A 12,100-nucleotide genomic window follows, 5' to 3' on the forward strand; every position below is an offset into this window, starting at 1 on the left:
GGCGGGCGTCCGGGCGTCCGGCCGGTCAGGACTCGGTGGAGACGATCTCCAGGGCGTGCGCCAGGTCGTCGGGGTAGGGGCTCTCGAACTCCACCCAGTCGCCCCGCGTGGGGTGCTCGAAGCCCAGCCGGACGGCGTGCAGCCACTGCCGCCGCAGGCCGAGCCGCTCCGCGAGGGTGGGGTCGGCGCCGTAGGCCATGTCGCCCACGCACGGATGCCGGATCGCCGACATGTGCACGCGGATCTGGTGGGTGCGGCCGGTCTCGAGGTCGATGTCCAGCAGCGTGGCCGCGCGGAACGCCTCCACGGTGTCGTAGTGCGTCACCGACGGCTTGCCGCCCGCCACGACCGCGAACCGGCCGTCGCCGGACGGGTGCCGGTCGATCGGCGCGTCCACCGTCCCGCGGAACGGGTCGGGATGGCCCTGCACGAGCGCCTGGTAGCGCTTGTCGATGCGGCGCTCCTTGAACGCCCGCTTGAGCCGCGAATAGGCGACCTCGCTCTTGGCCACCGCCATCGCGCCGGTGGTGTTGGCGTCGAGCCGGTGCACGATGCCCTGCCGCTCGGACGCGCCGCTGGTCGCGATCGTGTGCCCGGCGCCGAGCAGGCCGCCGAGGACGGTCGGGCCCGTCCAGCCGGTCGTGGGGTGCGCGGCGACGCCGATCGGCTTGTTCACCACGACGATGTCGTCGTCCTCGTACAGGATCCCCATGCCGGCGACGGGCTCGGCGACCGGCGCGGGCGGCGCCGGCGGGGGCGGCAGCGTCACCTCCAGCCAGGCGCCCGCGTGCAGCCTCTCGGACTTGGTCGCCACCTCCTGGCCGTCCAGCAGGACCTCGCCGGCGGCGATGATGTCGGCGGCCCCGCCCCGCGACACCCCGAACAGCCGGGCGAGCGCGGCGTCGACCCGCTCCCCCTCCAGGCCGTCCGGCACGTGGAGGCTGCGGACCTCGCCCGTCACGGCTTCTCCTCCCGCGCCGGGACGTCGTCGCTCCCGGAGGCGGGCCCGGCGTCCGGGCCGGGCGCCGGGGCGGTGGCCGTCTCGTCCCGCGCGGGAGCCTCGTCCTTGGCGGAGGGGGCGTCCGGTTCTCCGGCGCCGTCCCCGTCCTCGCTCTCCTCGGCGTCCTTGCCCGACAGGCGCGTCCCGTCGATCTGGAGGCCGCGGGCCGCCAGCACGACGGCCAGGACGCCGCCGCAGACGATCGCCGAGTCCGCCAGGTTGAACACCGGGTAGTGCGGGAACTCGATCCAGTCGACGACGTGGCCCTTCAGCGGGGCCGGGGCCCGGAACAGCCGGTCGATCAGGTTGCCGATCGCGCCGCCGAGCAGCAGCCCCAGGCAGATCGCCCAGGGCAGGCTGCGCAGGTTGCGGGCGGTGCGCAGGATCGCCACCACCACACCGCAGGCGATCACGGTGAAGACGATCGTGTAGCCGGTGCCGATCGAGAACGCGGCACCGCTGTTGCGGGTCTCGCGCAGCGTCAGCAGCCCGCCGAGCAGCCGGACGGGCGACCGGTCGTGCAGCGTCGCCACCACGACGGTCTTGGACACGATGTCGGCGGCGAGCGCGGCCAGGGCCACGGCGATCAGCACGCCGACGCGGCGCGGCCGGGGAGATCCCGTGGATTCCCCGGCCCCGCCGTCAGGGTTCGTTGGGTCGCTCAGCGACGTTCCTCGCGTTGTTTGCATGTCACACACAGGGTCGCACGCGGGAAGACCTGAAGGCGCGCCTTGCCGATCGGCGTAGCGCACGACTCGCAGATCCCATACGTGCCGGCTTCCATTCGCTGGACGGCCCGCTCCATCTGTGCGAGCAGGTCCCGTGAATTGTATGCCAGTGCCAGCTCGTGTTCGCGCTCGTAGGTCTTGGCGCCCAGGTCCGCCTGGTCGTCGCCGGCCCCCTCGCTGATGTCGCCCTCCGCGATCTGCACCGCGGACGCCGTGATCTCCCGGTGCAGCGCGGCGATCTGCTCCTCCAGCCCGGCCCGCACCTCGGCCAGCTCGACGGCCGTCCAGTGGCCCTCGCCCTCGCGGACCGGCAGTTCTGCCGCCCTCGCCGCGACGGCCTTGACCGTGCCCGCCTCGGCCGCGTCCGGCTTGGCCGTGCTCGTTCCGGTCTCGCTCGTCCCGGCCTCGTCCGGCTTGGCCGCGCATTTGGCGGCGCCGCGCTTCGCGGCGGGCTTGGCCGGCTTCGCCGAAGGCGCCTTCGGCGCGGGCTGCCGCCCGCCCCGGCCCTTCTTGCCGGAGGGTCCCGTCTTGCCGGAGGACCCCGTCTTACCCGAGGGCCCCTTCTTGGTGGAGGGGGCAGAGGGCACCGCGCTCTTTCCCGCGCCGGCCATGGTGGCCTCCTCGGCGCTGATCGCCTCGACAGGCAGTGCGGGCAGCATAAGTCCCCTTTCACGGGCCGTGTAAACACCCTGGTTCGGTTACCGACCGCTTATGCCCGTGGCCCGCTCACAAGGAAACTCCAGGAAAGCGCAGAAGATCGCAAAGGAGCCGCCCCGCCGGGATCCGGCCTCCGCCGGGGTTCGGCGGGCCGGTAAACGGGAAGAGGCGGAGGGCGCGGTGCGTTAGAGTCGGAGCAGCAGTCTTGTCGGCAGGCCGTGAAGGGGACACCTGCCGCCGCACGCAGCCATGAGCGACCCGGGGACGGTGCGAGCCCGGGGGCGAGCCCGGCGGTCTGATCACCCCGGAGCCGCCGGAGGAACCGTCCCGGGCGTCTCCGCGCCCGCGGGCCCAGTAGACCCGGCAGCCGAGACTCGAACGAAGCGGATCGCGCACGTCCGGAACGCCGGGCGGCACGGTCAAGGAGGGTGGTACCGCGGGTCCCCGCTCGGCCGGTCCGGGCAGGCGGCTCGTCCCTCCGGTCCACGTGCACGAGCCACACGTCGATCCGGAGGTCCGCCCAAGTGAGCCGTAGTTTCCGGCCGCTGCCCGCGCAGGTCGATCTGCCCGCCCTGGAGCGGGACATGCTGCGCCGCTGGCGGGAGAGCAAGGTCTTCGAGCGGTCCCTGGAGCGCACCGCGTCCGGGACCCCCTGGGTCTTCTACGAGGGCCCGCCCACCGCGAACGGCATGCCCGGCGTCCACCACGTCGAGGCGCGCGTGTTCAAGGACATCTTCCCGCGCTTCAAGACGATGAAGGGCTACCACGTCCCCCGCAAGGCCGGCTGGGACTGCCACGGCCTGCCCGTCGAGGTCGCCGTGGAGAAGGAGCTCGGCCTCACCGGCAAGAAGGACATCGAGGAGTACGGCGTCGCGGAGTTCAACGACCGCTGCCGCGAATCGGTCCTGCGCCACGTGGACGCGTTCGAAGAGATGACCGAGCGCATGGGCTACTGGGTCAACACCGACCAGGCGTACCGGACGATGGACCCCGAGTACGTCGAGGCCGTGTGGTGGTCGCTGAAGCAGGTCTTCGACAAGGGGCTGCTGTTCCGCGACTTCCGCATCACCCCGTACTGCCCGCGCTGCGGCACCGGCCTGTCCGACCACGAGCTGGGGCAGCCCGGCGGGTACGAGACGGTGTCGAGCCCGTCGGTGTACGTGCGGATGCCGGTGACGTCCGGCCCGCTGGCCGAGATGGGCGCCGCGCTGCTGATCTGGACGACGACGCCGTGGACGCTGGTGTCCAACACCGCCGTGGCCGTCCACCCCGACGTGACCTACGTCGCCGCCCGTCCCGCCGGGTCGGACGAGATCCTCGTGGTGGCCGAGCCGCTCGTGGACCAGGTCCTCGGTGAGGGCGCCGAGCGCCTCGCGACCTACCAGGGCCGCGAGCTGGAGCGCACCACCTACAAGCGGCCGTTCGACCTCGTCGACATCCCCGACGCGCACTACGTCGTGCTGGGCGACTACGTGACCGTCGAGGACGGCACCGGGCTCGTCCACCAGGCGCCCGCGTTCGGCGCGGACGACATGACCGTCTGCAAGAACTACGGCATGCCGATCGTCAACCCGATCGGCCCGGACGGCCGGTTCCTGCGCGAGGTGCCGCTCGTCGGGAACAAGTTCTTCAAGGACGCCGACGAGCCGCTCACCGACGACCTGCGCGCGCGCGGGCTGCTGTACCGCGGCGGCCACTTCGAGCACAGCTACCCGCACTGCTGGCGCTGCCACACGCCGCTGCTGTACTACGCGCTCCCCGCCTGGTACATCCGCACCACGCAGATCAAGGACCGGCTGCTCGAGGAGAACGAGAAGACGAACTGGTTCCCCGAGACGGTCAAGACGGGCCGGTACGGCGAGTGGCTGCGCAACAACGTCGACTGGTCGCTGTCCCGCAGCCGCTACTGGGGCACGCCCCTGCCGCTGTGGGTGTGCGGTGACGACGAGGACCACATCACCTGCGTCGGCTCCCTCCAGGAACTGGGCGAGCTGGCCGGAAGCGACATGTCCTCGCTCGACCCGCACCGCCCCTACGTGGACGACGTCGCTTTCGCCTGCCCGCAGTGCGGCGCCGAGGCCCGCCGCGTCCCGGACGTCATCGACGCCTGGTACGACTCCGGCTCCATGCCGTTCGCCCAGTGGGGCGCGCCGCACCGCAACAACGACGTCTTCGAGAACGCCTACCCCGCCCAGTACATCTGCGAGGCGCAGGACCAGACGCGCGGCTGGTTCTACTCCCTGATGGCCATCGGCACCCTCGTGTTCGACCGGTCGTCCTACGAGAACGTCCTGTGCCTCGGCCTGATCCTCGCCGAGGACGGCCGCAAGATGAGCAAGCACCTCGGCAACGTGCTGCGGCCCATCCCGCTGATGGACCAGCACGGCGCCGACGCGGTGCGCTGGTTCATGCTCGCCAGCGGCCTGCCGTGGGCGTCCCGCCGGGTCGGCCACGCCGCCCTGGAGGAGATCGTCCGCAAGGTCCTGCTCACCTACTGGAACACGGCGTCGTTCTTCGTCCTGTACGCGAACGCGGCCCAGGCGCAGGGCAAGGCGTGGACGCCGGACCGGCTCGGCGAGGCGCCCGCGCCCGCCGACCGCCCGCTGCTGGACCGCTGGGCGCTCGCCGAGCTGCACCGCACCGTCCGCGAGGTGGACGCGTCGCTGGAGCAGTTCGACACCGCCCGCGCCGGGCGCCGCCTCGCCGAGTTCGTCGACGACCTGTCCAACTGGTACGTCCGGCGGTCCCGGCGCCGCTTCTGGGAGGGCCCCGAGACGCCTGAGGGCGCCTCGGCGTTCGCGACGCTCTACGAGTGCCTGGAGACCCTCACCCGGCTGATGGCGCCGATGGTCCCGTTCATCACCGACCACGTGTGGGACGTCATCCGGCCCGAGGACGGCCCCGAGTCGGTGCACCTCGCCGAGTGGCCCGCGGTGGACGAGGACCTCCTCGACGCCGACCTCACCGCCCAGATGGCCCTCGTGCGGCGGCTGGTGGAGCTCGGCCGGTCCGCGCGCGCCGCCAGCGGCGTCCGCACCCGCCAGCCCCTCGGCCGCGCCCTCGTCGGCGCCCCCGGCTGGACGGCGCTGCCCGAGCAGCTGCGCGCGCAGATCGCCGAGGAGCTGAACGTCCAGGCGTTCGAGGAGCTGTCGTCCATCGGCGGCGACCTCGTCGAGTACGAGGTCAAGCCGAACTTCCGGGAGCTCGGCAAGCGGTACGCCAAGGACACCCCGAAGGTCGCCAAGGCCGTCACCTCCGCCGACCCGGCCACGCTCGTCCACGCGCTGCGCGACACCGGCGCCGCCGAGGTCGACGCCGAGGGCGTCGGCGCGGTCGGCCTGTCCCCCGGCGACGTCATCGTCACCGAGCGGCCGCGCAGCGGCTGGGCCGTCGAGAGCGCCGCGGGCGAGACCATCGCCCTCGACCTCACCGTCACCGCCGAGCTGCGCCGCGCCGGGCTCGTCCGGGAGGCCGTCCGGCTCGTCCAGGAGGCCCGCAAGGCCGCCGGCCTGGACGTCACCGACCGGATCGAGCTGTGGTGGCAGGCCGCCGGCGACGACCTCGCCGAGGCGCTGCGCGCCCACGGCGACGAGGTCGGCGCCGAGGCCCTCGCCACCTCCGTCACCGAGGGCCGCCCCGACGGCCTCCAGGCCGGCCGGGACGACGAACTCGGCCTCAGCTACTGGCTCCGCAAGGCCTGACCGCGGGCCGGTCCGGGGATCCGTCCCCGGACCGGCCCCGGTTTCTCGCGACACATCGCGTTCGGGATGCGGCGTTTGCGATGATGGTCGGGTGAACCTTCCCGAGCAGCCCTCCGAGCCCGACTCCCCGGCGCGCATGCGCGCATCGGACGCCGACCGCGACCAGGTCGCCGACCGTCTGCGCGAGGCGCTCGCGGAGGGGCGCATCACGCCGGAGGAGCACGCCGAGCGCATCGACGCCGTCTACCGGGCCAAGACCTACGCCGACCTCGAGCCGCTCCTCGCCGACCTGCCGTCCGAGCAGGCGCCGCTTCCCAAGGTCCGGCTCCATAAGGACGAGGCGCCGCTGCCGCCGCCCGCCTCCCAGTCGTCCAACCTCGTGGCGGTCTTCAGCGGCGTGACCCGCAAGGGGCGCTGGCTGGTCGAGCCGACCACCAACGTCTCCTGCGTGTTCGGCGGCGTCGAGCTGGACTTCCGGCAGGCCGTCCTCAGCCGGGGCGAGGTCACCGTCAACATCAGCTGCCTGTTCGGCGGCGTCGACATCACGGTGCCGCCCGGCGTCCGCGTGACGAGCTCGGTCGCCTCCGTGTTCGCCGGCACCGAGCTGCCCGACGACGTCATCGACCCCGAGGCGCCGCTCATCAGGCTGACCGGGATGAACATCTTCGGCGGGATCAACGTGAGCCGCCGCGAGCTCGGCGAGGGGCGCTCCCGGCGCGACCGGCACCGGGAACGCCACCGGCGGCGCCTGGAGCGGATCGAGGAGCGCCACGAGCACATCCTGGACCGGCACACGGACATGCACCGCCGCCGGGACGAGCGCCGCGACCGCCTCCGCGACCTACGCGACGAACGCCGCCGCCACCGCTGACCCAGCCCCACCCACGGCCAGGCACGGCAGCAACCACCGCAGGCCCTTGCCCACGTACGCGATCGCAAAGGCCGTCACCCAACGCAGACCGAAAGGCCCACACGTCCTAAGCCCGGCCCCCGGCGACCTCAGCGTTGCGATCGCGAGCGAAGCCAAGTTCGAGCCTGCGAGAACTTGATCGCGCAGCGAGCCCCCGGGGCGAGTCGAAGCGATGCAGCGATCGCCGCAGTGCCCGTTGAAGGGAGGGCCCCCAGGGCCCGACCGCCAAGGGCAATGCAAAGCTAAAATGCAAAGCTAACTCGCGTGTTCGCGGTCGGGTTGGCAGACCAGGCAGGGGGTGCAGCCGCGCGCCTTGGCGTCGGCGCGGGACAGCGACTCGAGGTCGTCCGCCTCGTCGCCGATGTCCTCGATCAGGGCGCAGTCGGTGCGGTGGTAGCGCTTGGTGCCGCTGAGGATGCGGACCTGCGGGCCGTCGCCCTCCGGGGCGGCCTCTTCCGGCTCGTCCTCGTCCTCGTCGGCGGACGTCTCGGCGGGCGTCTCGTCGTCGAGGAGGGACTCGGCGGGCGGGGCCGGTTCCGGCACGGACTCGTCGTCGGCGTCGCGGGGACGCGGGGCGACCGCGTCGCCCAGGTTCAGCGGGTCGGGCCCGAGGTCGACGGTGACGTCGGGGGACGGCGCGGAGGCGGCCTCGGCGGACCGTTCCCGCGCGGGCTCGTCCTCGGGTTCGGGGCCGGCCGCCGCGGTCTCGAACGGTTCGTCCGCGGGCTTCTCGGCCCACTCGGGCCCGGGCGCCGCGCCGGCGACGGGGATGTCCGTCAGCGTCGGCCCGGCGGGGCTCCGGAAGGGGGCCGGAGCGTCCTCGGGCTCGGGGTCGGCGGGCGAGGACGACCAGGCGGACGGCACACGGCCGGCCGCCGGGTCCTCGCGGTCGCCGGACGGCCGGCGGTGCTCCGCCTCGTCCGGCTCCGGGCCCCGCGCGATCTCCGCGGTGCGGTCGAACGGCGTGGGCGAGGAGTGCGGGCCGGCGGGCGCGGGCCTGGCCAGCCCGGCGAGGCCGGCCCGGCCGGTCTCCGGAGCGGCCGGGGAGCGGTCCGTGCCGGGCTTGGTGAGGTCGGGGCCGTCCACGACCGTCCTGCCGGGGTCGGGTGACCCGGGGCCCGACGCCGCGGCGCGCGCCGCCAGTGCGGTGTCGGGCAGGCAGGCGGTGCAGGGGCTGAACCCCTCCTCCTTGGCCTCGGCGTAGGTGAGCTCCTCGGTGTCGCGTCCGGCGAGCTGCCGGCACGTGTCGAGGTGGTAGCGCTTGCGGCCGCGCACGACGAACACCAGCGCGTCGCCGGGCACGTCGACGTGCTGGACGGGGATCTCCACCTCGTCGTCGGGCTCGGCGGGGGCGTCCGGCGCGGGCCGGGGCGCCGCGGGGGCGCCCAGCGTGCTCTTGGCCGCGGGGACCGGCGGAGCCGGCCGCGGGCGCTTGGCCTTCCTGCCCTTCCTGGCCGGAGCGGCGGGAGTCCCGGTGCCGAAGAGCTCCTTGCGGCGCAGGAACACCCCGATGGCCAGGCACAGCGCGGAGACGATGCTGACGGCGATCGAAATGTAGATCACCACCAGCGCGTCCAGGCCGAAGACCTGGGCGCTGTCTCCGTTGCCGGCGACGATTCCCGCAACCAGCAGGGCGATCGCCGCCACCACGAGAACGCCACTCAGGATGATCACAGGGTCTCTCTCCCTCGTTCGGACCGCTCGGCTCCGGGCCGCCCTTCAGGCCCAGGTGTCACGCCGACGCCGCCGGGACGGCGGCGATGCCATCCTCGGCGCGGCGATCGGAACGACACTATCGCCTGCGGTGCCCGAGTCAGCGCCTCTCGTGCGGCGGGTTGTCGCCACCGCCGGAGTGGAACGCGCCGGTCGCCGAGTGCTGCACCTGCTGGGTGTGCTCGGCGGGCGACGGGAAGGTCGGCCCGGCGGGGTTCGAGCCGCCCGCGCCGTTGCGGTTCTCGCTGTGCGGCAGTGCGTTCTGCGGACCCGTCTGCGGCCCGCCCTGCGGCGCGGACGGCTGCGGGCCGGGGGGCTGCGCCACCGACGGCGCCGCGCCGGGGACGGCGGCGAACGCGCCGGTCTCGGTGCTGCCGGCCTCCAGGTCGCGCAGCTGGCCCTCCAGGTAGACCTTCAGGCGGCTGCGGTACTCGCGTTCGAAGGCGCGCAGGTTGTCGACCTCGCGCTCGAGCTCCTCGCGCTGCTGCACGAGCGAGCCCATGACCTGGCGGTGCCGCTCCTGGGCGTCGCGGTCGAGGGCCTCGGCGCGGGAGCGGGCCTCGCTGACGATCTGGTCGGCCTGCCGGCGGGCCTTGCCGAGGATCTCCTCGGCCTCGCGGCGGGCGCGGCCGAGCGTCTCGTCGGCCTCCCGGCGGGCGTCGGCGATCGCCTGGTCGGCGGTCTGCTGCGCCAGCGCGAGCACGCGCGCGGCGGTGTCCATGTTGTCCTCGCCGGTGGGCGCGGGCGCCATGCCGAGGCCGAGGGGGGCGGGCTCCGGCTCGGGCTGCTGCTGCGGCTCCGGGCGAGGGGGCTCCGGGATCTTCTGGACGTCCGGCTTGGGCTCCACGATGGGGGCGGCCATGGCGGGAACCTTGCCACGGAGGCACTCGGCGAGCTTGGCCCGCAGCTCCTCGTTCTCCTGGATGAGGCGGTCGAGCTCGGCCTCGACCTCGTCGAGGAAGGCGTCCACCTCCTCCTCGTCGTACCCCGGCCTCAGCCTGGTGGTACTGAACTGCTTGTTCCGCACATCGGCGGGTGTCAGCGGCATGTTCGTCTCCTTGGCGCGCTTGGAGTCTGTCCCAAAGGACGGTATCCGATCAGAGCCTCTGCACGAAGATGATCAAGACCCAGACCACAAGGATGAGGAAGGTGAAACTGAGGTCCAGCGCCACGTTACCCAGCCGTATGGGAGGGATGAAACGCCTCAGCAGCTTCAGCGGCGGATCGGTGATGGTGTAGGTCGCCTCGGCGATCACGAGCACCACCCCTCTGGGACGCCACTGCCTGGCGAACGACTGCAGCACCTCCAGGATCAGCCTGCCGATCAGGAACAGCAGGAAGATGTACAGGAGGTACGTCAGCACCTGTCCAACGATGTTCACGGACACTCTCGCATGTGGCTGTCAGCTTTGGTTGAAGAACCCTCGTTCTGCCATCCGGGCCTTGTCCTCCGCCGTCACCTCCACGTTGGCCGGTGAGAGGAGGAACACCTTGTTGGTAACACGCTCGATGCTCCCGTGCAGGCCGAACACGAGACCCGCCGCGAAGTCGACCAGACGCTTGGCGTCGCTGTCGACCATCTCGGTCAGATTCATGATCACCGGTGTGCCCTCACGGAAGTGCTCCCCGATGGTCCTCGCCTCGTTGTAGGTCCTAGGGTGCAGCGTAGTGATGCGCGCAAGGTCGGTGGTACCGGACTCGTAGAGCGCCACGGAGCGTCGCTCCGGCGGTGACACGGCGTGATGATCGCGATCCCGGTCCGCGGCCTCTTCGGCTCGGGTAAGCTGACCGCCGGATTCGTCCTCGCGACGCCGCCCCTGGGGGTCGGTCTCGTCGTCGTAGGGCTCGTAGTCGTACTCGTCGCCGTACTTGTCGTCGTAGCGGTCGTCCTCCACCAGGCCGAGGTAGACCGCCATCTTGCGCATCGCGCTGGCCATACGCCCCTCCGTGTCCTGTGGCCGCGGCACCCGGCGCCTCCGGCGCCGCTGGACCGATCCGTCTACGTGGCCCGCGTTCCGGCAGGTACCACTCCCGGGACATTACCTGACGATTGCCCGTCGGCCGCCGAGCAACGCCGTACCGATCCGCAGGTGTGTCGCGCCGCACGCGATCGCCTGCTCCAGATCACCGCTCATGCCCGCTGAGACGACCCGGGCGTGCGGATGGTTCCTTCGCATCTCCGCCGCGACCACCGCGAGCCGCTCGAAGGCGGGCAGCGGGTCGGCGCCGAGCGGCGCGACGGCCATCACCCCGCCCAGCTCCAGCGCCTCGGCCGCCGCGATCTCGTCGGCGAGGCCCGGGACCTCGTCCGGGGTCGCGCCGCCGCGGTTCTCGGCCTCGTCCAGCGAGACCTGGACGAGGCAGCGCAGCGTCCGGCCGGCCCGGGCGGCGGCGTCCGACAGCGCGGCGACCAGCCGGGACCGGTCGACGGAGTGGACGACATCGGCGTACCCGGCGACGGCGCGGGCCTTGTTGGTCTGCAGCCGGCCGACGAAGTGCCAGGTGAGCGGCAGGTCGGCGCACTCGGCCGCCTTCGGCCGCGCCTCCTGGTCGCGGTTCTCGCCGACCTCGGTGAGACCGAGTCCGGCCAGCAGCCGCACGTCGGAGGCGGGGAAGGTCTTGGTCACCGCGATCAGGGTGAGCTCGGCGGGGTCGCGCCCGGCGGCGGCGCAGGCGGCGGCGATCCGGCCGCGGACCTCCGCCAGCGCCTCGGCCAGTTCCGCGCGCCGCGCGTCCGGGCCCGGGGCGCCGCTCGGCTCGCCGGCGGTCACGCGTCACCGCGCGAGGCGGGACGGCCCTCGTCCTCGAGCCAGACGAACCCGGCGAAGCGGCCGGTGCGGCCGTCGCGGCGGTAGGAGAACAGGGTGGAGGTCTCGATGGTGCAGCGGGGGTCGACGCGGACGTCGTCCACGCCGCTCGCGGCGAGCTGGGCGGCGATGCCGGCGCGGATGTCGAGGCCCGGGGTGCCGGCGGACGTCGTCGCGTACGCGGCGGGCACCACGGCGGCGACCTCGTCGCGCATCTCCGCGGGCACCTCGTAGCAGCCGCCGCAGGCGGCGGGGCCGATCGCGGCGCGGATGCGGGCGGGGTCGGCGCCGCGCTCGCACATCGCCTTCACCAGCGCGGGGACGACGCCGGCGGCGGGGTCGGCCAGCAGGACGGGGGCGCAGTCGGCGACGAGGACCGCCAGGGCCAGGCCGGGGACGGTGGTGAGGATCGCGTCGACGGGGCCGTGGTCGCCGGGGGCGGTGACGAACGCGGTGTCGGCGCCGTGCACCTGCCGCATCCAGACGGTGCGGCCGGGCTCGACGCCGAGGGCGGGGGGGGGGGGGGGCGGGGGGGGCGGGGGGGGGGGGGGGGGGGAGGGGGAGGCGGCGGCCGGGGGGGGGGG

Annotated in this window: 11 protein-coding genes; 2 read left to right on the forward strand and 9 right to left on the reverse strand. The window is 73.3% G+C overall.

Translation table 11 applies throughout. The features are described from left to right. Positions 1 to 25: 25 nt before the first annotated feature. From ABD296_RS40195 to ABD296_RS40205, 3 genes are all read right to left on the reverse strand, one after another. On the reverse strand, positions 26 to 961 hold the full coding sequence (locus ABD296_RS40195) for an RluA family pseudouridine synthase (RefSeq protein ID WP_344280383.1): 936 nt from the start codon (positions 959 to 961) through the stop codon (positions 26 to 28). Beyond that, positions 958 to 1,593 (reverse strand): signal peptidase II, encoded by a 636-nt coding sequence (lspA, locus tag ABD296_RS40200; protein WP_344280386.1) that lies wholly within the window; start codon positions 1,591 to 1,593, stop codon positions 958 to 960. The genes ABD296_RS40195 and lspA overlap by 4 nt, the downstream gene beginning before the upstream one ends. A gap of 68 nt (positions 1,594 to 1,661) precedes the next feature. Then, the gene (locus tag ABD296_RS40205; RefSeq protein ID WP_344280412.1) at positions 1,662 to 2,042 is read right to left on the reverse strand and encodes a TraR/DksA family transcriptional regulator; all 381 of its coding nucleotides are present in this window, start codon (positions 2,040 to 2,042) and stop codon (positions 1,662 to 1,664) included. Positions 2,043 to 2,909: 867 nt separating this feature from the next. On the opposite strand from ABD296_RS40205, the gene ileS reads away from it, so the two are divergent. Both ileS and ABD296_RS40215 read left to right on the forward strand, forming a co-directional pair. After that, positions 2,910 to 6,086 carry an isoleucine--tRNA ligase gene (gene ileS, locus ABD296_RS40210; RefSeq protein ID WP_344280389.1) on the forward strand — a complete coding sequence of 1,059 codons (3,177 nt, stop codon included), beginning with the start codon at positions 2,910 to 2,912 and terminating at the stop codon, positions 6,084 to 6,086. A gap of 91 nt (positions 6,087 to 6,177) precedes the next feature. Beyond that, positions 6,178 to 6,957: a DUF1707 SHOCT-like domain-containing protein gene (locus ABD296_RS40215; protein ID WP_344280392.1), complete on the forward strand. Its 780-nt coding sequence runs from the start codon at positions 6,178 to 6,180 to the stop codon at positions 6,955 to 6,957. A gap of 294 nt (positions 6,958 to 7,251) precedes the next feature. On the opposite strand, the gene ABD296_RS40220 is transcribed toward ABD296_RS40215, so the two are convergent. The 6 genes from ABD296_RS40220 to ABD296_RS40245 all read right to left on the reverse strand — a co-directional run bounded on the left by ABD296_RS40220 (position 7,252) and on the right by ABD296_RS40245 (position 11,995). Then, positions 7,252 to 8,670, reverse strand: coding sequence for a hypothetical protein (locus tag ABD296_RS40220; protein ID WP_344280395.1), 1,419 nt, complete (start codon positions 8,668 to 8,670; stop codon positions 7,252 to 7,254). Between the two features lie 139 nt (positions 8,671 to 8,809). Continuing rightward, a complete protein-coding gene (locus ABD296_RS40225) occupies positions 8,810 to 9,757 on the reverse strand; it encodes a DivIVA domain-containing protein (RefSeq protein WP_344280398.1) in 948 nt (315 codons plus the stop codon). 49 nt (positions 9,758 to 9,806) lie between these two features. Next, a complete protein-coding gene (locus ABD296_RS40230) occupies positions 9,807 to 10,091 on the reverse strand; it encodes a YggT family protein (RefSeq protein ID WP_173100065.1) in 285 nt (94 codons plus the stop codon). A gap of 21 nt (positions 10,092 to 10,112) precedes the next feature. Next, positions 10,113 to 10,646 (reverse strand): cell division protein SepF, encoded by a 534-nt coding sequence (locus tag ABD296_RS40235; protein ID WP_344280403.1) that lies wholly within the window; start codon positions 10,644 to 10,646, stop codon positions 10,113 to 10,115. Positions 10,647 to 10,748: 102 nt separating this feature from the next. Beyond that, on the reverse strand, positions 10,749 to 11,480 hold the full coding sequence (locus tag ABD296_RS40240) for a YggS family pyridoxal phosphate-dependent enzyme (RefSeq protein ID WP_344280406.1): 732 nt from the start codon (positions 11,478 to 11,480) through the stop codon (positions 10,749 to 10,751). Beyond that, complete coding sequence (locus ABD296_RS40245) at positions 11,477 to 11,995, reverse strand: polyphenol oxidase family protein (protein WP_344280409.1); 519 nt, start codon at positions 11,993 to 11,995, stop codon at positions 11,477 to 11,479. The genes ABD296_RS40240 and ABD296_RS40245 overlap by 4 nt, the downstream gene beginning before the upstream one ends. Positions 11,996 to 12,100: the final 105 nt, after the last annotated feature.

Origin of the sequence: Actinomadura napierensis, assembly GCF_039529375.1 — a bacterium.
GTDB classification, from domain to species: Bacteria; Actinomycetota; Actinomycetes; order Streptosporangiales; family Streptosporangiaceae; genus Spirillospora; species Spirillospora napierensis.

Excerpts from the sequence above, each read along its gene's own strand:
- ABD296_RS40235 (WP_344280403.1), bottom strand. The coding sequence starts at position 10,646 with ATGGCCAGCGCGATGCGCAAGATGGCGGTCTACCTCGGCCTGGTGGAG.
- ABD296_RS40245 (WP_344280409.1), bottom strand. The coding sequence starts at position 11,995 with ATGCGGCAGGTGCACGGCGCCGACACCGCGTTCGTCACCGCCCCCGGC.
- ABD296_RS40225 (WP_344280398.1), bottom strand. The coding sequence starts at position 9,757 with ATGCCGCTGACACCCGCCGATGTGCGGAACAAGCAGTTCAGTACCACC.